We start from the raw sequence: 25,205 nt of genomic DNA, 5'->3' as shown, positions 1-25,205 counted from the left end.
TAACATCGTTGCTTATTCCACGTTTCGTGCTGCTAAATGTTCATACAGGACGCCTTCACGGACACCGTTTTCAGAAAAAATTACCCGGCCGGAATCTAAGTACCGCATGATGGTCACAATGGGGGCAAGCCCCGCCGCAATAATGTCTGCACGGTCCTTTGCCAGACCAGGAATTGCCTTGCGATCCTCAAGGTTTCGTTCAATGATCGTCGCGTACACATCATCCACCTCGGTGACACTCATCCGAAACCCATGAACGTCCTCAAAGTCCGCCACGTGCTTTTGCTTGCGACGGATTTTGGCAAGCGTTCGGTTCGATCCGCCCAGTGCGACAATGGGTAGATTCTGGCCCCGATGAAGCCACCATATGCCGTTAAACAACCGCTGCATGGTTGTTGTGAGTCGGAACTGATCCACTGCCGCTAAGGGTTCCGTTGTTCCATGTTTCAAAAAGCCCTCCGACAGATTAACGGAGCCAAACGGTAAACTAACCATTTCCTGAGCCCGACCGTTTTGAACCAGAACCAGTTCACAAGAGGCTCCACCCGTGTCGATCAACACGCAATTTGTTACTGGTAGTGTATTAATGACCCCAAGAAAATCGTAGTGGGCCTCTTCTTTTCCTGTAATCACTTGAATTGTCAGACCGTGCACTTCTGCCTTGATGCGGTCCAAAAATGCCGCCTGATTCGACGCACTCCGGACGGCAGCCGTTGCAACCGCCTTAAGCGTCAGGTTCGGCAATTGCGAATAAACGGCATAAAAGTCTTTCAGTGCCGCGATGGTTCGATCCATTGGTGCTTGTTGCAATGCACCGGTTTGCGCCATCCCTTCGGATAACCGGACAAACTGTTTCGTCATTTGCCCCCGTGTGAACTGACCATCATCGGCAATTTCCGTGATTGTCATCCGACAAGAGTTTGATCCGAGATCAATAACTGCGAAGTTTTCCATGTGGTTTACCCACCCCTTTGTGCTTATTCCTCGTTATTGTGGTGATCACCAGTCAACGTGTCGTCCGTTGGCCGCATCAGTGGTGTAAACGGCGTCTGTGGCTTTGCTGTTTCACGGTCAGCATCCTGTTGAACCTGCTCTTTGGCCGCCTCAATCAAGTGTTCCTGCACATCAAGTAGCGCCAATCCGCGCCGATCCACCTTTGTCCATGTGCCATCCTCATGAAGCACCCGCGTTTTCACCGTATCGTGCCACATTTGGTTGTAAATTCCGCTCACTTTGGCCTTAATGTCGTCCTGCAAAACAGGGAAAAGTAGTTCCACCCGCCGACTGATGTTTCGCGTCATTAAATCGGCTGATGACAGGTAGATCCGGTGCTCACCATTCGCATAAAAATCGTAAATCCGGCTGTGTTCAAGTAACCGGCCAACCAGTGAATGAACGGTGATGTTGTCGGAAACACCTGGGATTCTAACCTTCAAGCACACAATGCCCCGAACGATCAGATCGATTTTAACGCCGGCTGCTGACGCTGCGTACAACTTTTGGATCATCCCCCGGTCAGACAGAGAGTTCATCTTCATCCGAATGTGCGCTGGCCGGCCCGCCTTTGCGTTATCAATTTCATCATTGATTCGATCATATAAAAAGTCCCGTAACGTGGTTGGTGCAATGGCGACCCGTTCAAAATGATCTGGTTCGCTGAACCCCGATAACATGTTAAACACGTTGGACGCGTCCACGCCCATCAATGGATCGGCGGTAAAGATGCCCATATCCGTGTAGAGCTTAGCCGTGACATCATTATAATTCCCGGTTGCCATGTGCATGTAGCGCTTAATGCCATCCGCTTCTTGGCGGACGACTAGTAACAGTTTGCAATGGGTCTTTAACCCAACAAGGCCGTAAATAACGTGACACCCTTCATGTTCCAGTTGTTGGGCCCACTTCACGTTGTTTTCTTCATCAAACCGCGCCTTTAATTCAACAAGGACCGTCACCTGTTTCCCATTTCGCGCCGCCTGGGCCAAATACTTAATGATGGGTGATTGTGACGAGACCCGGTATAACGTCATTTTGATGGCGAGTGTGTCCGGGTCCGACGCCGCTTGCCGCACAAACCGCACAACCGGTTCGAAACTATCATAAGGGTGGTGCACAAACAAATCCTGTTTCTTAATTGCCGCAAACATGTCCTTTTGCCGCAGTGCTGGTTGAATCGCACCCTTAAACGCCGGGTATAACAGGTCTGTGTGTCCCTTGACCTGCTTAACCAGTTTACTCAAGAACCGTAAATCAATTGGCCCCTTGATGTCATAAACATCCGCCTCCCGGGCTTCCAGATCCTTAATCAACTGTTTCCGCAACTGCTTTGACATGCTGGCGTCAATCTCTAACCGCATCACCTGCGTGTGGTCGCGCAGTGCCAATTCGTGTTCAACTTCCTTGAGCAAGTCACTGGCGTCCTCTTCGGTAACATCCAGATCCATGTCGCGAATAACCCGGTACGTGTGGGCTTCCTTGACTTTAAACCCGGTAAACAGCTCGCCCGCAAAGTGCTTTAAAATTTCTTCAAGGAGAACGAATTCATTGGTCCCAGGAACGGCCACCACCCGGTTAAATGTTCCCGGAACTTGCATGGTGGCAAACCGGTGCTCCTTTTTACCGCTGGCTTCGTCCTTCGTATTCTTGACCAATCGAAAGGCAATGTTCAACGTATTATTGCTAATGAAGGGAAACGGTCGGGAAATGTCCACTGCCATCGGTGTCAAAACGGGGTAAAGGACCTCCCTGAAGTACTGCGTTAAGTAACTCACCTGTGTGGGCGTCAACTCATCGAACAAACGAACGTGCACACCAATCGCCTCTAGCTGTGGCAACAATGAACGGTTGAGCGTGCTGTACTGTTTTTCAACCAATTGGTGAACCTTAACACTGATCGCCGTGAGTTGATCTGAGGCCGTCATCCCCGACGCGTCCGGTTTCACGTAGTTTACATCTTCCATTTTCCGTAAGGACGCAACCCGCACCATGAAAAACTCATCAAGGTTGCTCTGGGTGATTCCTAAAAACCGGGCCCGTTCCAACAACGGGTTGGTCTTATCCCGTGCTTCTTCCAGGACACGATCATCAAAATCCACCCAGCTTAGTTCCCGGTTCACATATAACTCTGGTGTTGTGTAATCCATTGTTTTCTCCCTTTAGAAACGACCTGTCCGTTGCAAGACTGGCGTTAGTCCGTAGATTTCCTCAAAGAACCGGCGCTTTTTATTAAACGTCCAGGTCTCCAACTCAATGTCGTCATTGGCCGTTGCCCGAATTGTGATCGTCGGTTTTTTAATGGAAACACTGATCTTAGAAATCTTGTGTAGCCGGCTGTCATCCAGCGCGTCCGCCAACCGCAAAATCGCAGCCAGCTTGACCATCACCAACCGGTTATTCATCGCAATCCCAAACTGGCTTAAATCCGCAGAGACCGTTTCAGAACTGTGATAACGCGCAATGGCAGCCACTTCGATCTGCTCGTCAGCCCGCAAGCCCAGCATCTCCGAATGGTTAACAATGTACTCCGAGTGAAACGCGTGCTGTTCGCTATCAATAAATAACCCGGTATCCTGAAGAATTGCCGCTAACTGCAACAGCAGCCGTTCGCGAGCCCCGAGCCCATGCAGCTTTTTTAGCCGGTCAAATAGCTGGGTTGCAAACATCACCACCGATTGCTGGTGGGCCTCATCAACATGGAACCTGCGTGCTAGTTCATACGCCGAGCTCAGCATCACCTGACTGATAGCATCGTCATTATGTGCGTGGGTGGCCTGACTGGCCGCGGCATCTAAAACGCAGCCATCAATCAACTTGAAGTCCGTTAGGTGAATCGTTTTCACCTCAAAGTGATCAAAAACTTCGTCCAGCAATAAGAAGAGTGGTAAAACTTCGTTAACTTCCGCGGTCGGCAGATTGCTTTGGTTCAGCAAATCTTGCGGCGTCATCTGGATCACCGTTTGAAACTGCTGTTCAAAATCTGCATGACTCAGTTTGACATAGCGTTGATTTGTTGGGATCATCCCCTCCAAGAGGTTCAACTTTGAGCCCATCAAGATAACCTGGTCAAACGTTTGCTCTGGTAAGTATTGGTACAAGCTCACCAACTTGGAATGCAAGTAATCGCTGAGCACCTCTTGATACGATTCCACCCGGTGCTCTAACCCCTGCAATTGATTTGCCACCTGGAGTGGCCCCAAAAAGAGCTCACGGGTCAACGTCAAACGCCCATCCACGAAGATCATGAAATGGGCCATACTGGCACCCACCTGGATCAGGAGCGTCCGGTCACTAATCAACTGGTGGAAATTTGGCAAGAGATCTGCTGCGGCTTCGTATGAAAAGAGTGACTCTTCATTAACCGTCATAAAGTGAAGCGTAATCCCGGTCGTGATGTAAATATGGTCACGAATATAATCAATGTTTTCGGCCCGCGCAATCGTATGACTTGCCACCAACCGGTAGTTTGTCACGTTGTAGTCCTTTAACAACTGGAGAAAACGTTCCAAAATGGTGACGACATCGTCTGCGCGTTCCGGTTCAATTCGTTTGCCCTCAAATAGATCTGCCCCCAAATAAAGGGGCGCACTCACCCGTTCAAGCACCCGTTGTGTTTTTAATTCCACGATCATCAGCTGCATATCCTGTGCGCTGATCACCATGGCCCCGTACAATTTTTCCTTTGCCATAAGGACAACCCTCAACTATTTTCGTCAGTTTGTAAATGTTCCAAAATTCTGTGTAAGTCTTGCTTTTGTTCTGCTGTGACCGTTGGATACTTCGGATTTAACTCAGCTAAACGGGTGGTTAAAATGTTCGACACCACGACCCGTGAGCACCACTTGGAGTCCGATGGAATGATGTACCAGGGATTATCCTTGGTTGCCGTGTGGTTCAGCATTTCTTCATATGCTTTTTGATAGTCATCCCAGTAGGCCCGTTCTTTAATGTCGGCCGCTGAAAACTTCCAGTTCTTATCCGGAACTTCAATTCGTTTTTCAAAACGCCGCTTCTGTTCGGCCTTTGAATAGTGCAAGAAAAATTTAAGCAGCACAAAGCCGTTATGCTTCAGGTACGTTTCGTAGTGTTTAATGTCGTCATACCGTTCATGGAACAAGGCGGGTGTTACCTGGTCAACGCTCGTAATGCCCGGCAAGTGTTGGGTCGTCAAAATTTCTGGGTGCACCCGGCTGATCAAGACGTCTTCATACTGTGACCGGTTAAAAATCTGAATGCTTCCCCGCCGTGGGAGTGCTGCCGAAATACGCCACAGGTAATCATGCGCCAGTTCATTACTGGTTGGCTGCTTAAAACTCACCACGGAGGTTCCCTCTGGGTCCAAACCACTCATCACGTGACGAATCATGCTGTCCTTTCCGGCAGCATCCATGCCCTGTAACAGAACGATCACACCATGCGTTGATTGTGCATACAATTTGCTTTGCAGATCGGCAAGTTTTGATAAATTTTCCGCGAGTTGAGCCTGAATGGCTTCTTTTTCCGGCATTGGTTCAGATAAACTTGTCGGTTGCGTTGCTAACACTAATGATTTTTTACCATCGTAACGATACGTTGACTCATAATTCATGGTGGTCGCCCCCATTTTCTTGTTACCCTTATTCTACCGAGTTTCTTAACAAAGATAAATTATAAACAGTGGAAAGTTCGGTCTTTTGTTAATTTAGCTAATTGGCGCCGCCAGCACTTCTTAAATATGCTATTCTAGAATTAGTCGCGTTAAATTCGAGCAGGCACCGGTTTAACCGTTTTGCTCGTTTTAACACAAAAATCGTTGCGTTATCGCTACGCTCAACACCGATTTCGCAAACACCGAACGGTTACCATCAAGGAGGAACCCCCATGATTAAAATGGTTGCGTTGGATCTAGACGGAACGCTACTAACCAGTGACAAACGGATCAGTCCCCGAAATGAAGCAATCTTAAAACACCTTCATCAGCAAGGTGTCAAAATTGTGTTATGCACCGGCCGGCCGATCAACGCCATTTGGAAGTACATCGAACAGCTTGAATTGACAAATGACGAGGATTACACCATTACCTTTAACGGCGCACTGGTGATTCAAAACGTTGGCCATCACGAACTGTTTAAACGGGGGATTAGTAAGCAGGATCTCGCCCTCCTCCATGATTACAGTGCTGATCACGGGTACCCGTTAGATGTACTCGACTTCGACCAAGTTTACCCACTGGCTGACCTGAACCCCTCCATCTATCAGAAAATGTTGAATGCTAACCTCACGTTCACACCAACAGCATTTCCAGACCTTGCCGACCAAACATACAGCAAGGCGGTCATGGCCCTTGATCCTGCAACATTGGACGACGCAACAACCAACCTCACGGCAGCGATGCAGGCTCAGTACCACACCGTCCGTTCGCAACCGCAAATTCTCGAATTTTTGGCCGCTGGCATGGACAAACACGTCGGTTTAAGCGCCCTGTTAGCCCACTACGGCTGGACGTTTGATAACCTGATGACGTTTGGCGATGCCGAAAACGACCTTGGCATGCTAACGGCCGCTAAGGTGGGCGTCGTTATGGACAACGGGAAGCCTGAGATCAAAGCCGCTGAAACCCACGTCACCGGCAACAATGATGACGACGGCGTGGCCCAATTCCTCGAAACATTTGATTTTACTAAGTAAACCAACAAAAATCGTACGTCACCAGTTAGCGCTGGCGCCGTACGATTTTTTACTGCATTTAAACGGGCCTACTCATCTGCTAAGAACGTCAGCATCTGGTCATTAAACGCCGCCTGTTGTTCAGCCATGATGATATGCCCAGCCTCAGGTGCAATCCAAAACTGGCCCTTGGGGCAAAGTGCCGCTGACTTTTGGGCGTGTTCCGGATTCCAAAACGGGCTTTCAGCCCCCGCCATAAATAGAACGGGGACGCTCAGTTGCCGAATAACATCACGCCAATCTTGAAACGCATGGTCGTACAGCAACGGTTGGTTCAATTGATAATCAAAGGTCTTTCCCGCTTGCACATCCTTAACAGCCCGATAGGTTTCATCGTCAATTCGTTTAAACGTCGTGTGAACGCGGATCATGGCCGACGCTTCCGTTGGGAAATTGGCCCACGTTAGGTCTAGTAACCCATCCGACCACGTTTCGTCACTAATCATTTTGGGATATTGATCGACGCTGATCACCTTGTGCAGCCGGCGGTCGCCGTACAGGGAACAATAAGCCCAAATTGTGGCCGCCCCCATGGAATTTCCCATCACATCCACGTGATCCAGATCCAAATAATCCAGTAACTCGGCGACATCCTTCCCCTGGCGACTCATTCGTAACCCCTTGGTGGTCGTTTCAGACCGCCCGTGGTTGCGCCGGTCCAAGTTAATGACCCGGTAACCGTGACTAACCAACGTTTCGACCTGTGCACGCCAAATTTCCCGGTACCCGGCATACCCCGTCATGATGAGCACCGGTTGCCCCGTTCCAACGTCATCGTAGTCTAATTCAATTTGATCACTCGTTTTAAATTTCATTTCATTGCCTCACTTATTTCAATATCGCGCCGATCCTGCCGTTGAACCTGGGTTAGTGGATGCCTGACTGTCATGTTGACCATCCGATGATCCGCCGCGAGTTGAACGTTAATACTGGCAAACTGCCGTAACGGTTCGACGTTTTCCTCAAAGTTTTTCACGTTAACGTCGTGCCATGTCTTGGTCGCTAACGCCGTAAACACGTCCATTTCTAACTGGTAAACTGCCGGCAAGCCCAACGCGACACACCGGTCCAGGTACCACTGAAAATTAGCCGCCGCAGTGGTCTCAAGAAAAATCGTTTCATCACAAATCTCACGAAAAACGGGTTGCAAAACCATCAGACCCTCAAGGATAATGATATCAGGACAATTAATTAATAATCGTCGTGATTTATTTAAATCATCTTGTTGGTGGTCGTACACCGGTAACGATAAGTTTTGCCGATGACTTACTGCGCGCTTAAAGGCTGCAATTCGGTCGGCATCGTACGTTTCTGGAAACCCCTTGCGCGCAAACAGTCCCTGTTCACGCAGCGTTTTGTTTGTCATTAAGAAGTCATCCGTCGAAATTTTACATAACCGCTGTTTTGGCAACAGCTCCGTGAGGACACGGCTCATTTCAGCAGCACACGTCGTCTTTCCAGAAGCGATATTTCCAGTAATTCCAATAATAACCGGACCATCGCCTTGGTGCTGGCAGATAATTTCTGGAACAAGTTCTCGATATAAATGATCTTTTAACGATTTCATTTTGCTTCTCCACTTTAATGAATGAAGGGATTTTTACATGGATATTCATCAAATTCAGTATTTAATTACCATCGTTGATAACGGGTTTAATCTCACTAAAAGTGCCCGGGTCCTGAACGTTTCCCAACCCGCACTCAGTAAACTGATCAGTGAACTAGAGGACACCGAAAGTGTTCAAATTTTCATCCGCACCAAGGGCCGCATTATTGGACTAACCCCCGTTGGTGAGGATCTCATCAAGCACGGGCGGCTGGTTGCCACGGAGTACCAGGACATGTTGACCAGTATGCGCAACCATGCGACCGCCAAACGTGGGACCGTCAGGATCGGGATCGCGCCGGTCATCATTTCCACCGTTTTCAACCGTGCCATTCCAAAGTTCATTCAAGAAAACCCTGACATTGAGTTAAAAATCGTTGAAAAAGGGGCCTACGAGCTTCAAAAAATGCTTATTTTACAGGAAATTGACCTCGCCGTCCTGGTGGCACCCGCGACCTTTCCGGCCATTAAGGAAGACATCATTTACCGTGACTCCGTTGCCGTGTGGTTCAATAAGTCCCACCGGTTCCATGATTTTCCTGGCGCCATTCCCCTTAAAGAAATCGGGAAGGAGCGCATCGTCACTTTAGATGACAGCTTCATGGTGACGTTCCAAATGAAAAATCGTTTTGCGCAACAACACCTCAACCCCAACATTTTCTTCCAAACAACATCCTGGGACCTCATCCTCAACATGTGTCAGGAAATGCCCGTCGTCGGCATCATCGCCGCCCCAATTGGGGATAACTATGCGGGCACAAACATCGAGCACCGCGACGTTACCCCCGCCTTTCCGTGGAACATCAGCCTGTGCAGTCTCAGCGACGTTTCCCATAACAACCTGGCACGGTACACGCAAAAATGGATCTCCAATTACTTTAAAAACATCCGTTCAAAACCGTGACCACCACATAACTCAACTAAAAACGACTTCGATTGACAGTTTCTTGCCAACCGAAGTCGTTTTTTCAGCACTTGACGATCAACGCTTTCGTCATGTGCAGTCCAACCGCTTATCTAAACGGACATCCCGACTGGTTCGCCCGGCTGATTAATCACATCACCCATTAGCGCGTCTTGGAAAATCCGCGCATCCATGTAACTTAGCGTGGGACTAATTTGTGGCTCAAAGTCCATGTGGGCTAAAATATCTCGTTGCAAATCCATCCCCGGCGCAATTTCAATCAGTTCGATCCCGTTGGCAACCAACTTGAAGACGGCCCGTTCAGTGACGTAGTAAACGTTTTGCTGATTGCTGTAAGCAACCGGCCCCGAGAACGTAATCTGTTCCACGGCGTCCACCAGTTTGTTCCGGCGGCCCTCTTGGTCAATGACCAAGTTACCGTCTTGAATGCTTTCCCGTAAGCCGCCAGTGGTAAAGGTTCCCGTGTAAATTACCGTTGGCGTGTTTTGCGTGATGTTCACAAACCCACCGGTTCCGGCAATTTTCGGTCCAAACTTCGAGACATTAATGTTCCCCTTTTGGTCTAGTTCAGCAAGACCAAGGAACGTAATGTCGATCCCACCACCGTCATAGAAATCAAACATGTATGGTTGATCAATGGTTGCTTCTGGAGAAATGGCACACCCAAAGTCACCGCCACCCATTGGTACACCACCAAACGTTCCGGGTTCAACCGTGGTTGTAATGTTTTCAGCAGCGCCTTCTTCTTTTAGGACCAGTGACACTGTTTCTGGATACTTCCCGATTCCGTAATTGACGATCTGATCGGTATCCTTTTTAAACATTGCGGCCCGGCGTGCAATCACCTTTTTGGCGTCCAATGGTACGTTAATGGCGCCGGCTGGTTTAATCACATCTTGATTGATGTAGTCCGGGTTGTACTGCGTGGTGTTGCTTTGCATGGTCATCGTTTCATCGGCCGTTTCAACAACGTAGTCCACCAATAACCCCGGAATACGGATGTCTTTTGGCTTCATTGAACCTGCCTTCAGAACCCGTTTAACCTGGACAAAGACCTTCCCGCCGTTGTTATGCGCTGCCATGGCAATCGACGTTGATTCCAACGTTAGTGGTTCATCATCAAACGTGATGTTCCCATTTTCATCCGCAAACGTTCCCCGTAAAATAGCAACGTTGGGCTTTGGCACCTCATAAGCGAGGTAATCTTCGCCGTGAACCTTAATTTTCGACACCAAATCATGCTTCTTAGCGGCTGCGTTTAGGCGACCACCCTCAATGTCGGGATCAATAAACGTTCCCAATCCGACCCGGCTAATTTGAATTGGTTTATGTGCCGCAGAATCACGGAAGATTTGGGATAACACCCCTTGGGGGAAGTTATAGGCTTCAAAGTCGTTGGCTTCCACCAGTGGTTCCAACTGTGGCGCTAACGCCCAGTGACCCCCAACAAGCCGTTTAAGAAGCCCCTTGGCCGCCAAGTTATTGGTTCCCTTCGCGACGCCATCACCAACTCCGGAGGCATGCCACACTTCAAGCGCTTTGGGGTGGCCTTCCGTATCGTAGCGCGCCCGAATTGCCCGTAAGATTTCTTCCGCAACGTCAGAGCCTAAAAAGCCTTCGAGCGCAATCGTTGCGTCATCTGGAATCAGCTTAGCGGCCGCGTTACTATCAATAAATTGAACTGTCATTCTCGCCCATCTCCATTATTAGCAATTTCGTTATCATCATTTTGAGGCGATCATCTGTACCGGTGATCTCCCTAAAACGGTTGATTAGGGTTCAAGGTTTTTCAGTTCTTCAAGGTTAACAACATCTTGGTCAGCACCAGGAACTTCAAACCCGTTTAACTGAAGGAATTCACGCCGGAACTGTGCGTAACCCGTTAAATCAGTGTTAAAGATTTCTGGCGTAATTTTTGCCATCAAGTCTGTGACCTTCGCTTGAATGTCATCACGCAGTTCCCATGCGTCTGGCCGTAAACGTCCACGATCATCCAGTTCACGTTTTGTACCGTAGACCATGTCACGGAACAACCGGTCCTTGTGCATAATTGGTGTTTCGTGAGTGCCCGTTTCTTCTTCAACTTTATACAATGCCAAGCAGTACAGTGGGAAGATCGGAATCACGACTGAGGCCTTAGTGGTAACCGCCCGTGAAACAGAAATCAGTGCTTCACCATTTAAATCATTGATGTTGTCTTGGATCTTGTGAGACGAAGCTTCAGCAGCGTTCTTAGCAAGTCCCAGTGTTCCTTCATGGTAAAAGGCGTACGTGCTCTTTGGTCCGATGTATGAATACAAAATCGTCTTGAAGCCGCGTGCCAAAACACCGGCCTTTTTCAATTCGTTGACCCACAGTTCCCAATCTTCACCACCCATGACGTGCTTAGTTCCTTCGATTTCTTCGGGCGTTGCTGGTTCAACCGTTTGTTCAAATAACGAGTTCGTTTCTAAGTTAATGTTCTCACCCGTTACCGGTGCGCCCACCGTTTTAATGGCTGACCGCCAAACTTCATCCGGATTATCTGGGTTGGTCCGTTTTGGTGCCGCAACGGAATAAACGAGCAAATCAATTGAGCCACCAAATTCACTCTTGATGTACGCAATCACTTGGTCTTTCATTTCCTGAGTGAAACAATCGCCATTAAAGTTTTTCGCTTTCAGGCCCGCTTTTTCAGCTGCTTCACGGAAATAAATGTTGTTATACCAGCCAGCAGTTCCGAGCATTGAGGCATCCTTTGGTGGCCGTTCAAAGGCAACACTAATTGTGTCGGCGCCTTGACCAAAGGCCGCTGTGATGCGACTGGCAAGGCCATAACTTGATGACCCCCCAATAACCAACGCCTTTTTGGCCCCTTCGTAATGGCCCTTTCCCTGGACATAGGCAATTTGATCAAGGACTTCTTTCTGACACCCATACGGATTAACAGAGCGGGCAACGTTGCCCTTTAATTTTTCAGAGATTTTAACCATTACATCTTCTGACATTTTCAATTCCACCCTTTTTCAATTTATGTCGGTGCGTGCCACCAAACTGTCAGAGTGAAAGTGCCCGCTAATAAACGTCAGTTAGGCCTCTTTGAGCTTTTTGTCCGCACCGCCAGCGATAACATGATTGTTTCATCAAAAACAAATCCTTATCTCCAATCAAAATGTAAGCCCTTCCAAGATAAATAACCAATACGCATTTTTCATTTTTTCCATAACAACAAGTTATGATATTTACCCTAACCGGATTCAACGATATTTAAGCGTGATTTTTCACAAACTTTTCTTAAAGGCCGAAGAAGACCTTGTACGTAAAGATCCCGATCACAGCCCCCACGATTGAGCCTAAAACAGGAACCCAACTGTATTCCCAGTGCGAGGACCCCTTATTTGGGATCGGAAGCAACGCATGAATGATCCGTGGACCTAAATCACGCGCCGGATTCAATGCTGGCCCCGTTGGTCCCCCAAGTGAGATCACCATTGTGGCAATCAGTAAACCAACGCCGATGTTGGCAATATCAACGTTTTGATGAAAGAACATGCCACGATATAACCCCATTGCACCAAACACCAGCACAAACGTCCCGACTGTTTCTGCTAAGAAACCATTTAACTCACTACCAGCCGCATCCCCCGTTGCGAAGGTTCCAAACACAAGGTCTGCTTCGTGAGTCTTTTTATAGTATGGCCAATAAATCAAAATAATGAGTAATTGCCCCACCATCGCGCCAGCAAACTGCGCTAACAAGTAGCCCAGCACCTGTGACCACGGAAAGATTCCTGCCGCTGCTTGAGCCAGTGTAATTGCGGGATTAAGGTGGTTTCCTGAAATGGATCCAAACATCATCGCCGGGATCATGACCCCGAGGCCGTACCCAAATGCAATGAACAGCCACCCCCCATTAGCTTGACCAGCCGTTCCGTTCCCCGTTGTCCCCTTCAAAAACGAATTGGCAACGGCCCCGTTCCCGAATAAGACCAAAATCATCGTGCCAAAAAACTCTGCTGCTAACCGAACATCCCAACTACCTGTCATAAATATCCGCCTCCTTTAGTTTTCAACCTGCATAAAGTAACGTTTTGCACATTACTTTATATTTTAACCAATACGAACTATAAAGAAAACGCTTTCAGAAGTAAATGTTGATATTTTTTCATTATTTCGATTACAAAAAGTTATAGGCTGGTCAAAGCCTAATTCAACACCATTTTAATTCCATAAAAATTCGTTTTTTCACAAACTTTGCTGATGAACTTGTCTACCGTGGTGATTAACAGTTTCCTGCAAATCCCAACGTGACGCGATTTCCATTTTTTCGCTTTGCATGTGCATCATTGCATTTATTTAATTTCACGCTATCATGTGAATTGAAAGTGCTCGCTAGTATCACTCCCGGAATTACGAAAGGACGTTACTAACGATGATTAAAACAACAACGTTTAAAAACATTTTGCTTGATGTCTCTGATGGGATTGCAACCTTGACCATTAACCGGCCGCGGTCAATGAACGCCTTAAATTCAGCCACACTGATCGAAATTGGTCGGGCACTGGATAACGTCAAAATGAACGCCGCCGACATTAAGGTGCTTACCATCACAGGTGCCGGTAAAAAGGCCTTCGTCGCAGGCGCAGATATCGCCCAAATGCGTGACATGAATGCTCTGGAAGCCGCTGATTTATCAAAATTAGCGCACGAAACATTTGGTAAGATTGAAAACTTACCACAAGTCACCATTGCTGCCGTAAACGGTTACTGTTTAGGTGGTGGTCTTGAATTAGCCGCCTCATGCGACATGCGGGTGGCTTCAAATAAGGCCAAGTTTGGTCAACCTGAAGTGACGCTTGGGATCGTTCCTGGCTTTGGGGGAACCCAGCGCCTTACCCGGTTAGTCGGTCGTGGGAAAGCCAAGGAAATGATTGCAACGGGAACCATGGTGGATGCAGAAGAAGCTTACCGGACCGGGATCGTTGAAGAAGTGACGGAACCAGCCGCCTTAACGGACAAGGTGACGGAAATTGCGGACACCATTCAGAAGAATGGATTGATTGCCGTCGGGATGGCTAAGTACGTCATTGACCGTGCCGCTGATCTTCCCCTCGACACCGCCATCGACTTCGAAACCCAAATGTGGGCCCAAACATTTGCAACCGCTGATCAAACGGAAGGTATGACCGCCTTTCTTGAAAAACGGAAAGCAGAATTTCCTAACGAATAGCATCTAAATCACAATAGGAACGCCCCTCTCTTTTACCATGAGGGGGGCGTTCTTATTGTGGTGGCTTAATGTTTTGCTGGCATGATCGTCGCTTCGCCATCAGTAACGATCTCACCATTTTGATTTGTCACCGTTGTTGCAATCGTTGCAATCTTAAAGTGCTTTTTGGCTTCGATCTTGGTAACCTCAGCCGTAACAACCAGGACATCGTCAAAGTGAACTGGTTTCTCAAACCGTAACGTCTGTCCTAGGTAAATGGCTCCTGGTCCCGGCATTTTTGTTCCTAAGCAAGCCGAGATCATTCCCGCAGAAATCATGCCGTGCGCAATCCGGCCGTGAAATTGGGTTTGTTCAGCAAACTCATCGTCCATATGCATGGGGTTGTAGTCCCCGGTGACCTTCGCAAAGTCCTTCACGTCAGCTTCGGTGACCCGTTTTGAGAATTCGCCGCTCATCCCAACTTCTAATTCGTCTTCATAAATAATTTTGTAATCAACCATTTTACAGCCTCCATGATGTGTTTTAAATCACAAGATTACATCACCCTGTGATAACGTCTTCATTGTCTTCTGGAAGCGATTTCATATCCAATACGAATTATTTATTGACGCTATTTCTGCACGTAATAGGTTGGCTAAAAGCCCGTCAACTCGCGATAATCATCTTGATGGTCCGGCGTCCAGCACCTTCACATTGTGATAATTTTACTAAACTGGCGTCGGGCCGTTTCACCCGATCAGGGAATAAAAAACCGTCAATCCTAAATTGAATTGACGGTCTTAATGACGCGTTTCATTATTCGTTTAATCTTACGAGTGGTTATGACCACCGTTCGATGTGTTAAACCACTGGCCCATGGTCAACGCAATCTTTTCACCAACCAGTGTCACAACGGAACCGATCAGGATAACAACGATCCCAACGACCGTATTTTTATAAATCGGTTCCCCAAGCACGATCAGCGCTAACACTGGTGCCAAGGCTGGTTTAATGAAGAAGATCAGCGAGGCAACGGGAATCCCCGCCTCATCCATGACGATGAAGTATAAGCCAAATGCCACCCCGGTCACAAGGATACTAACGTAAGCCAACAGTGGCAGAGAACTCCAACTCAAGTTTGCAAAAAACGGCACGTCACTGAAACCTTTGATTCCGCGAAGGACGTTTGCCTCACCCGGAATGTGCGTTGATAACATGAACAAGCCCAATTCCATCGCTCCGGCAATGAACGAGAAACAGGTCATGGTCAACCCATCAAAGTGCCGCCGATTCGAATTCACCCGGGAAATAACGCCATAAAGACCAAACGTTATTGAACACAACAGGCCCAATAAAATGCCCACGGGATTCGTCAATTTAAAGGGGTTAATGATGATCACCAACCCAACTAGCGTTAAAATAACGGCAATCGTGTTGGTTCGCGTCATCCGTTCACCCAAGAAGATCAATCCAATCAACATCCCAAAAACAGGATTAGCACTTAATAAAATGGCAACTGTTGATGCGGTCGTTGCCTGGATTGCCATCTGATAGAGTGTCATACTGACAACAACACAGGTGAATCCAGTTAGGGCAAAGGCCCCCCAATCACGGAGATGCAGCTGCTGATTTTTCCGATGTAATGTATGTACTGCAATTGGTAATAATGCTAAACCACCGCATAAAAAGCGGATGAAGTTAAGTTCAATGGGGTTAAAGCTCCCACCTGCGATTTTCAGCGCGATCTCCATTGAACTGAATAAAAAGGTCGAAATAATAACGTAGACGAGTGTTTTGACTTTCACGATTAGACACAATTCCCTTCTTTTTACAAAGCGGGCGTTTGCCGAAGCGTCCGTCGAATCTTGTTAAAAACAATCCTCTTCCATCATACCACAACCTTCACGAACTTCTGGGTTCGATATTAAATTACTTATTATTGACTAATAAGGAGGTTACTCATGCACATTCAACTTGGTTTAAAGGGGAGTACCGCTCCCGCACAATACCGCGATCGTCTTGCCTACGCACCGGCAACGTTTGAATTCTTCCTCGACGAAGGTGACCTGACCCCTACTGGCTTAAAACACCTTCAAGACGCCATTGACGAGGTCAAAACGGTCACACCCCACATCGTGTTACACCACCCCATGAAGTATGGCAAGTGGGCCGTTGAAATGGTGACGCCAGAAAAAGAAATGCCGGAGCTCTACCGTTTTTTGCAGTTTAGCTCCGACACGCTTCTCGATCTCGCCGTCAAAAACGACATTCAATTACTATTACACGGCTCTTATTCTCGCCAAACACAGTTCTTTATTAATCACTATGACAGTTTGGCCACCGCACAAGCTGTCGTCTTTAACCGGCTGGATCATTACGCTGCTCAGGGTGGCGCTCACGTCATGTTGGAAAACTCAATTTCACCCCTGTTTTATTACGGTGACCCAATCATGGATCAAACAATCGCCGCCCACCATTACCGGCTGGCGTTTGACACCAGTCACTGCTTCATTAAGCAGCACGGTAGTAACGACGCATTAGCGGCTTCACTGACGACGCTTCGTGACCAAGTGGTTCACTACCACCTCGTTGACTCGTATGGTCAAACCCATGACAGTCTGCCATTAGGGACCGGTAAAATTGACTGGCGAACCATGTTACCGCTACTAAATCCGCAAGCCACACGGATCTATGAGGTCAACCTCGCCGACCAGACGCACGCCAACGAAATGCTTGAATCACACCGCTACCTCACTGCGCTAGCAAGCACATTATAAAAATGACGCCAGCATGGCAAACCCGTTGTTTAAGAAGTGGATCCCAATGTCAAAACGGATGTCCTTAGTCTTCAGGTAGGTGATCGCCAAGATCATCCCCATCGTGCCATAAACCCACGCACTTGGACTCCAGAGACTGGTATGCAACATGGCAAACAACACGCCGTTTAGCACCACACCAAGCCACCAGACCCACCGCTTTTGAAGCTTCATGAAGAAAAAGTCAAAGTACAACCCCCGAAAAATAAGTTCCTCTAGGATTGGTGCCCAGATCACGCCAAAGTACATGGTGAGCCAGGGCGTTTGCTTTAACATTTTGTCAATGGACCGCTCGTTGGCTGACGTCCCTGAGTGAATCAACGCTTCTGCCACAATGAGGGCCGCCAGTGCTAACACCATCAGCCCAAACCACAGCCATTTCGTCTTTCGTCGTGGCTGGGGCCGAAAATACTGGGGCTCTCGTTCAGCTAGCCCCTTTTGATAAACGCGCCAAATCACCCATAAAACAAATAAGCTTAAAATGGTAGTCAAGATGCCTAACCCCCATTGAACCGCCACTGCGTTCTTGCTGATCAAACTGGGCAGGTCCACCGGAACCATGGCCAGCTGTTCCAGAACAAACAAGCCAAACATGGCGCCGACACCAATCAAATAGCGTCGAATTTGGTCTGCAGTCATTGTCATCGCCTCAATTTCATTTTTATTCGTTAACCATTCGTGGCCCGCATTTCAATGTAACTGCGGGCTTTTAGTCCTTTGCACTGTTGTACAGCGTCAACTGAGTCACGGTATCGTCGTCTTTTTCAGCTGCGTTTGCGACTATTCTCAACAGTTTTGTTGGGACATACATCGAAGATGACGTTGGCCGGTAGTTAATGACATAACCACTTGTTGCAGACGTTGCCCCCACTGGTTTAACCCAAATTCGGTAATCCGTCCCCACATGAAGACCATCAAAACGATACATATCCGCCTCGCTTGTGCCCGCCAATGAACTAACACCAACCGTCAATGTAATTGGTGTTGACCAGCCTGTGGGGGCTGACGTTTCACTGAGTGCGCTTGGCAACTTACTAGCCGTTTTGGTCAACGTAAACCCGGCAACCGTTTCTGTTTCAACGGGCGCCTTCGTCGACTCTTTCACCGGCTTGTTTGATGACGTTTTCGTTTGATCCTGTGCTTGTTTTTTTGTCGATGAACTCGTTGCCACCGGTTGTTGTGGCTGATCCGTCACTGGATGAAGCGTCACAACCCCCACTAAAATGGCGACGACAACGATCACAATTGCTAACACACTTTTCGGTAACCGCATTGGTGTCTCCTCACGTTTAATGTCATTATTGGACACAGTAATCAATGCCCAAAGATATCGTGATTTTACCGCATCTACAGGCAAATCACTACCCAAAACGGTTAAACTAAATGGTTCTTTATCATGACACACAAAACGGCACATTCCACCGGGCGGTTCTCACCGCTCCATGGAATGTGCCGTTTAATAATCAGTTAGTGATTTTAGTAGGCACCGCGTGTCTTTGTTTCAACACCCTTACCGTCGAAGTCTTCTTCCATGATTTCCTTCAGTTCAGAAATCAGTGGTTCCTTCGGGTTGGCCGTTGTACATTGATCTTCGTAAGCTAATTCAGCCAAGTGGTCAACAGCTTCATCAAAGTGCTTCTTGTCCACACCGTTAGCCTTCAGGCTCAATTCAACCCCAACACTATGTGCTAAGTCGATGAATGCTTGAACAAGACTTTCAACTAATTCTTCCGTTGTGTTCCCCTTCAAACCAAGGTAACGCGCAACATCAGCGTAGTCTTCGTCAGCACGGTAGTATTCGTACTTCGCCCACATTGCCAACTTGTTTGGCATTTGTGCGTTGTAACGAATCGTGTGTGGCAAGGTGATGGCGATACATAACCCATGGGCTAAACCAAATTCACCACCAAGTTTGTGGGCAACGGAATGGTTGATCCCCAAGAAGGCGTTAGCAAAGGCCATCCCAGCTAAGGTTGAGGCATTGTGCATTTCTTCCTTCGCGTGCTTGTCACCGTTGTAAGAAGCCGTCAGGTTGTTCAAGACCAGCTTCAATGCTTGCAGTGACCATGGACGCGTGTAGTCTGAGGCCAAACTTGAAACGTATGATTCAAGGGCGTGACAGAAAACATCCAGTCCTGAGTAAGCAATTGTCCGCTTAGGAACCGTCATGATAAATTGAGGGTCCACAATGGCAACGTCTGGTGTCAGAGCGTAATCAGCCAGTGGGTACTTCACGTGGGTCTTGGAGTCAGTGATAACGGCGAATGGCGTTACTTCTGAACCAGTCCCTGAAGTCGTTGGGATCGCAACAAACTTAGCCTTGTTAGGCTTTTCGAATGTGTAGGTCCGCTTCCGGATGTCTAAGTACTTCTGCTTAGCACCGAAGAAGTCTGCATCTGGGTGCTCGTAGAACATCCACATGTTCTTTGCGGCATCAAGTGGTGACCCACCACCGATGGCAATAATCGTGTCAGGCTTAAATTCGTTCATCAAGCGAACACCGCGGTCAACCGTGTCTGTTGATGGGTCTGGTTCAACCTGGTCAAAGACTTCGATCTGAACGCTAGTGCCGTTTGGCCGTTTGCGAAGACGATCGCGGACGATGTCGACGTAACCGTTTTTAACCATGGATGGTGAAGCAACAACGAAGACTTTTTCAACGCCTTCCATGTCAGTCAGGTAACGAACTGAGTTTTTTTCAAAGTAAACTTTACTTGGGATCTTAATCCATTGCATGTTGTTTCTCCGTTTAGCGATCGTCTTAACGTTAATTAAGTCAAATGATGAAACGTTGTGAGAAACGGCATTCTTACCCCATGAACCAGTCCCTAACGTTAAGGAAGGAATCATGTTGTTGTAGATGTTCCCAATCCCACCAACAGCTGATGGTGTGTTGATCAGAACACGGCTGGCCTTCATGCGAACACCAAATGAAGTCATTAAGTCTTCATCTTCAGTTTGTAATGAAGCGGTGTGACCAAGGCCACCAAAGTCGAGTAAGTCTTCACAAAGCTTCAGGGCGTCTTCACGCGTTGCGGCCTTGTAAACAGACAGAACTGGTGACAATTTTTCAGCTGACAATGGGTAGTCAGGACCAACGCCATCGATTTCAGCTAACAGAACCTTTGTGTTTTCAGGAACTTTGATGCCGGCAAGCTTGGCAATGTCAAAGGCTGATTTCCCAGCGATTGGGCCCTTAACACCGTGGGTGCGAGGGTCAAACATTGCTTCACCCAAGGCCTTTTGATCTGACTTCTTAACTAAGTAAGAACCAAGGCGTTGGAATTCAGCCATCACGTCATCGTAGATGTCAGCGTCGATAACAGCTGAGTTTTCAGAAGCACAAACCATCCCGTTATCAAACGTCTTTGACAAAGTAATGTCGTTCACGGCACGTTTGATGTTTGCTGATTTTTCAATGTAAACGGGGCCGTTACCAGGTCCAACACCCAAGGCTGGTTTCCCAGTTGAGTAAGCGGCCTTAACCATTCCAGGACCACCAGTTGCCAACGTTGAGGCAATGCCATCGTTGTTGATCAACAAGTTTGTGGCTTCGATTGAAGGTTGGTCAATCCATTGAACCATGCCTTCAGGAGCACCAGCGGCAATGGCAGCGTCACGAACAACTTTGGCTGCGGCCACACATGATTGTTGTGCTTGTGGGTGGAAGGCAAAGATGATTGGGTTCCGTGTTTTCACGGCAATTTCTGCCTTGAAGATCACCGTTGATGTTGGGTTCGTAACGGGTGTAATCCCGGCGATAACACCAAGTGGTTCGGCAACTTCAGTGATTTCTTCCACTTCATCTTCACGGATGATGCCAACTGTCTTGTCATCCTTGATCTTGTGCCAAATGTTTTCTGAGGCGTAAATATTTTTAATTGCTTTATCTTCGACAATTCCGCGACCAGTTTCTTCAACAGCTAACTTAGCCAAGTCCATGTGCTTGTCCAGTGCTGCCATCGCCATTTCATGAACGATGTGGTCAATGCGTTTTTGATCAAAATCATCCATCTTGTCGAGCGCTTCGTGACCTTTGTCAACGAGCTTTTGAATCATGTCTGCTACATCATTTGTTTCTTTTTCGGCTTTTTTATCAGTCTTCACAACCATTGTTTGAATTCCTCCATCAATGTTGAAGTTATTGTTATCTCTTTCACAATTAGTAGTTTAGCACCTTGTAAAAACTTTGCAAGTCTTTTTGCTCAAAAAATAACAAAGGATTTTTAAGTAACCGCTTACATTAGTGATACCAGTGGATTACTGCTCGTAATGTTTTTTCATCCTTATTGGTTTTGTTATTAATGAACCTTTGTGAATAGTGAAACTTTATTATCTGCCAACATGTCCTTTCCCCAATTAATGGCTCATTTCCAGCCGTTAACTTAACCAACTAAATAATCAACTTTTTAGTTGGTTTGCCAGCTGCTAACTTCACACAGATGGTATAATATTTGGGTTAGTCAGCAAAACGCACACGTTTTAAACCCTTACATCATTCGTTTTATGGAGAAAAAATATGTCTTTACGCACTCATTTCGTCCTCAAACTCACCCTCGTCGTTTTCGTGAGCGTCCTTTTCAGTCAGTTTGCCGGCATTAGTTCAACCGGCCTCACGCCTGACCCCATTGTCGCCAGCGCGGCTACCCATGAAAAGCAATCACACCAAGCGACGTACCCAGATCTCATTAAGTATCCCCATGCGTGGTTGTTGGTTTCATTAAAGCACCAGCGCGTTTACGTGATGAACGGCAAAACAAAACTTTACACGATGCTGGCTTCTACCGGGATGCATGATTCAACACCAACCGGAACTTTTCACATTGAGGCCGAACGGGGAACCTATTTTTACGCGCCGCGCTTTAATGAAGGGGCTTATGATTGGGTGTCATGGAAGGATCACGGCGTCTACTTGTTCCACTCAACACCAACTGACGAACAAAAAAACATTCTCCCTGGCCCGAAAGCCGACTTAGGTAAACGCCCATCTTCCCACGGTTGTGTCCACCTTTCCATTCCGGATGCCCACTGGGTCTATGAAACCATTCCAACCGGCACCACTGTTAAAATCATTAAGGGGTAACCAATCATCATAACGGGGAACGCATCAACCATGAAAAAAACCATCATTCTGTTAATTCTTTTACTCACCTTTACGGGTACCAGTACCGTTCTTTGTACTAGGGGACACGCTGACACCAAATCTGTTTCCACGTTGGTCATGGACGCCAAATCTGGGCATGTCTATCAAAAAAGTGACGCCACCACACCACGACCAGTTGCTTCCATTTCGAAGCTCTTCATCATCTATCTCGCACTGCAAAAAATTAACCAGGGAAAATTAAAACTGGATCAGCAGGTCACAGCACCCGCAGATATTGCGGCCCTTTCTCATGAACCAGCTCTTGCAAACGTTCCACTTGAAAATGGTCAAAGCTATTCCGTCAGGGACTTACTATCTGCCTCGCTTATTCATTCTGCCAACGGTGCCATCATGCTACTGGCTCAGGCCATGTACGGAAACCAGGCAAATGCCGTTAAAGCCATCAACCACCAAGCGGCCAACTGGAAACTTCAGCACTACCAACTGGTCAACGTTACCGGCTTAAATAATCAGTCGTTGGGGTCACTCCGCGTCACCCACACCGGCGAAACCGCGGAAAACAAGCTTCGGGCAGTGGATGTTGCCACCGTGGCCCAGAAGCTTCTCGGTCGCTACGAAAAACAGGTTTTAAGCATTTCCAGTCAACCGCACGTTCAATTTGCACTTGCTAACGACTTTCCCACTGAAAATCGGATGTTGCCCACCCAAAGCGATTACTTTGAGGACACGCCAGTTGATGGGCTTAAAACTGGTTCTTCTGAAACAGCTGGTAACTGTTTCGTTGGCACGGCAAAACGGCATGGTCACCGGTTGATCACCGTTGTGCTAGGCGCCGATTATCAAGACAAAGATCAAGTCTTCAGGGCAACCCACCAACTCATGAATGATGCCTTTGCAAAAATAAGCAAAGCAAATAGTTAACACGCTACGTTTCAATAATAATTGTCCTTCAAACACCTCCGCAGTTGTCGTTTTCAACTTCGGGGGTGTTTTTATGTTATCGATAAAATTTGTATCAATATCCTCTCTAGAAAATATCTTATAAAAATCATATAATTTTTCTAATGGTAAACGACCTGCTATGCTGGAATCACTATCAAACCGATAGAATTTATTTACTGTTTCGTAATGCTTATGCCAAGAAAGGAGCTACGTATGTCATCAACGCCAACCCAATCTTCGACAAAAACAAAGTCCTCGTTTAAAAAGAACCTGACTCGATCAGTCTACCTTTGTGGTGCTGCTCTATTGATTGCCAGTGCAGCGGTCCCAAGCGCTGTTGCACTTGCTCAAACTGATGCGACACCACGGGTGGAACGAACTGGGCCTGGATTAGCTGGAATCAGCTTGCTAACAAATTCCCAATTAGTCTCGAATCTTGCTAATCCGCTCCAGCAAAATGCAGACGGCAACTATAACCTTGATCTAACCTATACTGGATCTGGTGTTGCCGATGTCGGCTTAGCCACTAAGAAAATCATCATGTTTGCGCTTGCTCAAGAACTTCGTGGAAAAGTAACTGGTGCCGCAAACATTGATGTTAGTGCTGCTTTAACAGATATTGATTTATCTAAGATACCCGGTGTTTCAGCAGAAATTGCTATCATCGAAGGGCTCTTAGGCACACTAAATGTGCCCGGAGTTGATCTAAATCCCCTTAAAAATGCCATTGCACAACTAACTGGTCCGCAGCCGCTGGGAACTTATACGGCCAACGTTGCCGGAACGGTAACCAACAATTACATTTCAGCAGACATTACTGATGGTTTGGGCAATTATGTCCGTCAAACCGTTAGTGGTCTGTTTACCGATGTTGAAGCAACATTAGCTGCGTTACCGCACGGGAATCCGTTATTCTTAACATTAATCGCCGCAGTTAACACGTTATTGAATATCTTAGAGGGTGCAGTTAGCTCTACCAGTACCGTTCTAGATGACTTACTAAACGTTAATTTGCTTGGCCACACCTCTGCACATTTAACGACGGCCGTTACAAATCCTAACGTTGCTGAATCACACATTTATGGTGCTTTAGTTAATCACGCTGCTGTCGATATTAATATTTTGACTCAAAATGGTGACCCTGTTGACCTTCAATTCGCACAGACTGCTGTTAATCCATTAGAAAATTATAACGTTGCAACGCCATCACTTGACCAAGCAACAGCTGGTGACACGGCGATTAAAGGAAACGTTGTATTAGAAGAACCAATTCCTGATGGAACAACATTTAAAGCAATCGCAACGTTGGGGGATGGTAGCACTGCTGAAGGAACCGTTAACCCAGATGGCTCTTTCACCATTAATACCAAATCTTTAACCGCTGAAGAAGTTGTCCAAGTTCACATTGAAGCAGCTAACGGTGAATACACTAAAGATGGCGCTAACGCTTCGGTAACAGTTCAAGCAGAAAACCCAACCAATCCGTTGGAAAACTATAATGTTGCAACGCCAACAATTGATCAAGGTCATGCTGGCGATACCAAAGTTACGGGATCAGTTAACCTTGAAACGCCAATTCCTGATGGAACAACATTTAAGGCCATCGCAACGTTAGGTGATGGAAGCACCGCTGAGGCTAATGTTGATGTTAACGGAGCAAACGGGACGTTTACCATTAATACTAACGAGCTAACTACAGACGAAATTGTTAGCGTCGCTATTCAAGCAGTTAATGGATCAACCAATAAAAACGGCCTTCCTGCTGAAATGACCGTTCAGGCAGGTCAACCAACCAATCCATTGGATGACTATAATGTTGCCTCTCCGACGGTGAACCCCGCTACTGCTGGTGATACGAGTGTCTCTGGTCACGTTGATCTAGAAACACCGATCCCTGACGGGACCACCTTCTCCGCCGTTGT

The 25,205-nt window shown here is 47.3% G+C and carries 21 protein-coding genes; 7 read left to right on the top strand and 14 right to left on the bottom strand.

Translation table 11 applies throughout. The features are described 5' to 3' along the window. Positions 1-12: 12 nt before the first annotated feature. The 4 genes from ACKTR5_RS05975 to ACKTR5_RS05960 are packed head-to-tail and all read right to left on the bottom strand — an operon-like array spanning position 13 to position 5,584. On the bottom strand, positions 13-954 hold the full coding sequence (locus ACKTR5_RS05975; protein ID WP_407879970.1) for a Ppx/GppA phosphatase family protein: 942 nt from the start codon (positions 952-954) through the stop codon (positions 13-15). 23 nt (positions 955-977) lie between these two features. Continuing rightward, positions 978-3,143, bottom strand: a complete 2,166-nt coding sequence (locus tag ACKTR5_RS05970; RefSeq protein WP_407879969.1) for an RNA degradosome polyphosphate kinase — start codon at positions 3,141-3,143, stop codon at positions 978-980. Positions 3,144-3,155: 12 nt separating this feature from the next. Beyond that, entirely contained in the window at positions 3,156-4,685 is a 1,530-nt protein-coding gene (locus ACKTR5_RS05965) for a Ppx/GppA phosphatase family protein (RefSeq protein ID WP_407879967.1), read from the bottom strand. An 11-nt stretch (positions 4,686-4,696) separates the two neighbouring features. Beyond that, positions 4,697-5,584, bottom strand: coding sequence for a polyphosphate kinase 2 family protein (locus ACKTR5_RS05960; protein WP_407879965.1), 888 nt, complete (start codon positions 5,582-5,584; stop codon positions 4,697-4,699). A gap of 272 nt (positions 5,585-5,856) precedes the next feature. Here ACKTR5_RS05960 and ACKTR5_RS05955 point away from each other — a divergent pair, with 272 nt between their 5' ends. Next, positions 5,857-6,663 (top strand): Cof-type HAD-IIB family hydrolase, encoded by an 807-nt coding sequence (locus ACKTR5_RS05955; RefSeq protein WP_407879963.1) that lies wholly within the window; start codon positions 5,857-5,859, stop codon positions 6,661-6,663. 68 nt (positions 6,664-6,731) lie between these two features. Here ACKTR5_RS05955 and ACKTR5_RS05950 read toward each other — a convergent pair whose 3' ends face one another. Both ACKTR5_RS05950 and ACKTR5_RS05945 read right to left on the bottom strand, forming a co-directional pair. Continuing rightward, positions 6,732-7,517: an alpha/beta fold hydrolase gene (locus tag ACKTR5_RS05950; RefSeq protein WP_407879962.1), complete on the bottom strand. Its 786-nt coding sequence runs from the start codon at positions 7,515-7,517 to the stop codon at positions 6,732-6,734. Continuing rightward, complete coding sequence (locus ACKTR5_RS05945; protein ID WP_407879960.1) at positions 7,514-8,269, bottom strand: type I pantothenate kinase; 756 nt, start codon at positions 8,267-8,269, stop codon at positions 7,514-7,516. The genes ACKTR5_RS05950 and ACKTR5_RS05945 overlap by 4 nt, the downstream gene beginning before the upstream one ends. Positions 8,270-8,306: 37 nt before the next feature. Here ACKTR5_RS05945 and ACKTR5_RS05940 point away from each other — a divergent pair, with 37 nt between their 5' ends. Continuing rightward, positions 8,307-9,212 (top strand): LysR family transcriptional regulator, encoded by a 906-nt coding sequence (locus ACKTR5_RS05940; RefSeq protein WP_407879958.1) that lies wholly within the window; start codon positions 8,307-8,309, stop codon positions 9,210-9,212. Between the two features lie 113 nt (positions 9,213-9,325). Here ACKTR5_RS05940 and ACKTR5_RS05935 read toward each other — a convergent pair whose 3' ends face one another. From ACKTR5_RS05935 to ACKTR5_RS05925, 3 genes are all read right to left on the bottom strand, one after another. After that, a complete protein-coding gene (locus tag ACKTR5_RS05935; RefSeq protein ID WP_407879957.1) occupies positions 9,326-10,921 on the bottom strand; it encodes an acyl CoA:acetate/3-ketoacid CoA transferase in 1,596 nt (531 codons plus the stop codon). Positions 10,922-11,005: 84 nt separating this feature from the next. Beyond that, entirely contained in the window at positions 11,006-12,220 is a 1,215-nt protein-coding gene (fabV, locus tag ACKTR5_RS05930) for an enoyl-ACP reductase FabV (protein ID WP_407879956.1), read from the bottom strand. Positions 12,221-12,506: 286 nt separating this feature from the next. After that, complete coding sequence (locus tag ACKTR5_RS05925; protein WP_407879954.1) at positions 12,507-13,259, bottom strand: MIP/aquaporin family protein; 753 nt, start codon at positions 13,257-13,259, stop codon at positions 12,507-12,509. Between the two features lie 385 nt (positions 13,260-13,644). On the opposite strand from ACKTR5_RS05925, the gene ACKTR5_RS05920 reads away from it, so the two are divergent. Next, on the top strand, positions 13,645-14,442 hold the full coding sequence (locus tag ACKTR5_RS05920; RefSeq protein ID WP_407879952.1) for an enoyl-CoA hydratase-related protein: 798 nt from the start codon (positions 13,645-13,647) through the stop codon (positions 14,440-14,442). Between the two features lie 65 nt (positions 14,443-14,507). Here the strand turns inward: ACKTR5_RS05920 and ACKTR5_RS05915 are convergent, their stop codons facing one another. Further along, positions 14,508-14,942 (bottom strand): MaoC family dehydratase, encoded by a 435-nt coding sequence (locus ACKTR5_RS05915; protein ID WP_407879950.1) that lies wholly within the window; start codon positions 14,940-14,942, stop codon positions 14,508-14,510. A gap of 309 nt (positions 14,943-15,251) precedes the next feature. Then, positions 15,252-16,226, bottom strand: a complete 975-nt coding sequence (locus ACKTR5_RS05910) for a DMT family transporter (RefSeq protein ID WP_407879949.1) — start codon at positions 16,224-16,226, stop codon at positions 15,252-15,254. A gap of 156 nt (positions 16,227-16,382) precedes the next feature. Between ACKTR5_RS05910 and ACKTR5_RS05905 the strand changes: the two genes are divergently transcribed. Continuing rightward, positions 16,383-17,198, top strand: coding sequence for a sugar phosphate isomerase/epimerase family protein (locus ACKTR5_RS05905; protein WP_407879948.1), 816 nt, complete (start codon positions 16,383-16,385; stop codon positions 17,196-17,198). Here the strand turns inward: ACKTR5_RS05905 and ACKTR5_RS05900 are convergent. The 3 genes from ACKTR5_RS05900 to adhE all read right to left on the bottom strand — a co-directional run bounded on the left by ACKTR5_RS05900 (position 17,193) and on the right by adhE (position 21,350). Further along, complete coding sequence (locus ACKTR5_RS05900; RefSeq protein ID WP_407879947.1) at positions 17,193-17,876, bottom strand: CPBP family intramembrane glutamic endopeptidase; 684 nt, start codon at positions 17,874-17,876, stop codon at positions 17,193-17,195. The genes ACKTR5_RS05905 and ACKTR5_RS05900 overlap by 6 nt on opposite strands. Before the next feature lie 70 nt (positions 17,877-17,946). Beyond that, positions 17,947-18,510, bottom strand: coding sequence for a hypothetical protein (locus tag ACKTR5_RS05895; RefSeq protein ID WP_407879945.1), 564 nt, complete (start codon positions 18,508-18,510; stop codon positions 17,947-17,949). A 203-nt stretch (positions 18,511-18,713) separates the two neighbouring features. Then, a complete protein-coding gene (gene adhE, locus ACKTR5_RS05890) occupies positions 18,714-21,350 on the bottom strand; it encodes a bifunctional acetaldehyde-CoA/alcohol dehydrogenase (protein ID WP_407879943.1) in 2,637 nt (878 codons plus the stop codon). A gap of 406 nt (positions 21,351-21,756) precedes the next feature. Between adhE and ACKTR5_RS05885 the strand changes: the two genes are divergently transcribed. The 3 genes from ACKTR5_RS05885 to ACKTR5_RS05875 all read left to right on the top strand — a co-directional run. Continuing rightward, a complete protein-coding gene (locus ACKTR5_RS05885; RefSeq protein WP_407879941.1) occupies positions 21,757-22,320 on the top strand; it encodes a L,D-transpeptidase in 564 nt (187 codons plus the stop codon). Positions 22,321-22,350: 30 nt separating this feature from the next. Next, positions 22,351-23,262: a D-alanyl-D-alanine carboxypeptidase family protein gene (locus ACKTR5_RS05880; RefSeq protein ID WP_407879939.1), complete on the top strand. Its 912-nt coding sequence runs from the start codon at positions 22,351-22,353 to the stop codon at positions 23,260-23,262. A gap of 234 nt (positions 23,263-23,496) precedes the next feature. Next, the coding region (locus ACKTR5_RS05875) for an adhesive domain-containing protein (protein ID WP_407879938.1) at positions 23,497-25,205 on the top strand (1,709 nt) is incomplete at its 3' end.

It is taken from the genome of Furfurilactobacillus entadae, assembly GCF_045862745.1.
Classification (GTDB): Bacteria; Bacillota; Bacilli; order Lactobacillales; family Lactobacillaceae; genus Furfurilactobacillus; species Furfurilactobacillus entadae.
The sequence above is the reverse complement of the archived record's forward strand: the minus strand, read 5'-3'. Positions and strand labels throughout refer to the sequence as shown.

Coding starts and splice junctions, on each gene's coding strand:
- ACKTR5_RS05975 (WP_407879970.1), bottom strand. CDS start 954: ATGGAAAACTTCGCAGTTATTGATCTCGGATCAAACTCTTGTCGGATG.
- ACKTR5_RS05970 (WP_407879969.1), bottom strand. CDS start 3,143: ATGGATTACACAACACCAGAGTTATATGTGAACCGGGAACTAAGCTGG.
- ACKTR5_RS05965 (WP_407879967.1), bottom strand. CDS start 4,685: ATGGCAAAGGAAAAATTGTACGGGGCCATGGTGATCAGCGCACAGGAT.
- ACKTR5_RS05960 (WP_407879965.1), bottom strand. CDS start 5,584: ATGAATTATGAGTCAACGTATCGTTACGATGGTAAAAAATCATTAGTG.
- ACKTR5_RS05955 (WP_407879963.1), top strand. CDS start 5,857: ATGATTAAAATGGTTGCGTTGGATCTAGACGGAACGCTACTAACCAGT.
- ACKTR5_RS05950 (WP_407879962.1), bottom strand. CDS start 7,517: ATGAAATTTAAAACGAGTGATCAAATTGAATTAGACTACGATGACGTT.
- ACKTR5_RS05945 (WP_407879960.1), bottom strand. CDS start 8,269: ATGAAATCGTTAAAAGATCATTTATATCGAGAACTTGTTCCAGAAATT.
- ACKTR5_RS05940 (WP_407879958.1), top strand. CDS start 8,307: ATGGATATTCATCAAATTCAGTATTTAATTACCATCGTTGATAACGGG.
- ACKTR5_RS05935 (WP_407879957.1), bottom strand. CDS start 10,921: ATGACAGTTCAATTTATTGATAGTAACGCGGCCGCTAAGCTGATTCCA.
- fabV (WP_407879956.1), bottom strand. CDS start 12,220: ATGTCAGAAGATGTAATGGTTAAAATCTCTGAAAAATTAAAGGGCAAC.
- ACKTR5_RS05925 (WP_407879954.1), bottom strand. CDS start 13,259: ATGACAGGTAGTTGGGATGTTCGGTTAGCAGCAGAGTTTTTTGGCACG.
- ACKTR5_RS05920 (WP_407879952.1), top strand. CDS start 13,645: ATGATTAAAACAACAACGTTTAAAAACATTTTGCTTGATGTCTCTGAT.
- ACKTR5_RS05915 (WP_407879950.1), bottom strand. CDS start 14,942: ATGGTTGATTACAAAATTATTTATGAAGACGAATTAGAAGTTGGGATG.
- ACKTR5_RS05905 (WP_407879948.1), top strand. CDS start 16,383: ATGCACATTCAACTTGGTTTAAAGGGGAGTACCGCTCCCGCACAATAC.
- ACKTR5_RS05900 (WP_407879947.1), bottom strand. CDS start 17,876: ATGACTGCAGACCAAATTCGACGCTATTTGATTGGTGTCGGCGCCATG.
- ACKTR5_RS05895 (WP_407879945.1), bottom strand. CDS start 18,510: ATGCGGTTACCGAAAAGTGTGTTAGCAATTGTGATCGTTGTCGTCGCC.
- adhE (WP_407879943.1), bottom strand. CDS start 21,350: ATGGTTGTGAAGACTGATAAAAAAGCCGAAAAAGAAACAAATGATGTA.
- ACKTR5_RS05885 (WP_407879941.1), top strand. CDS start 21,757: ATGTCTTTACGCACTCATTTCGTCCTCAAACTCACCCTCGTCGTTTTC.
- ACKTR5_RS05880 (WP_407879939.1), top strand. CDS start 22,351: ATGAAAAAAACCATCATTCTGTTAATTCTTTTACTCACCTTTACGGGT.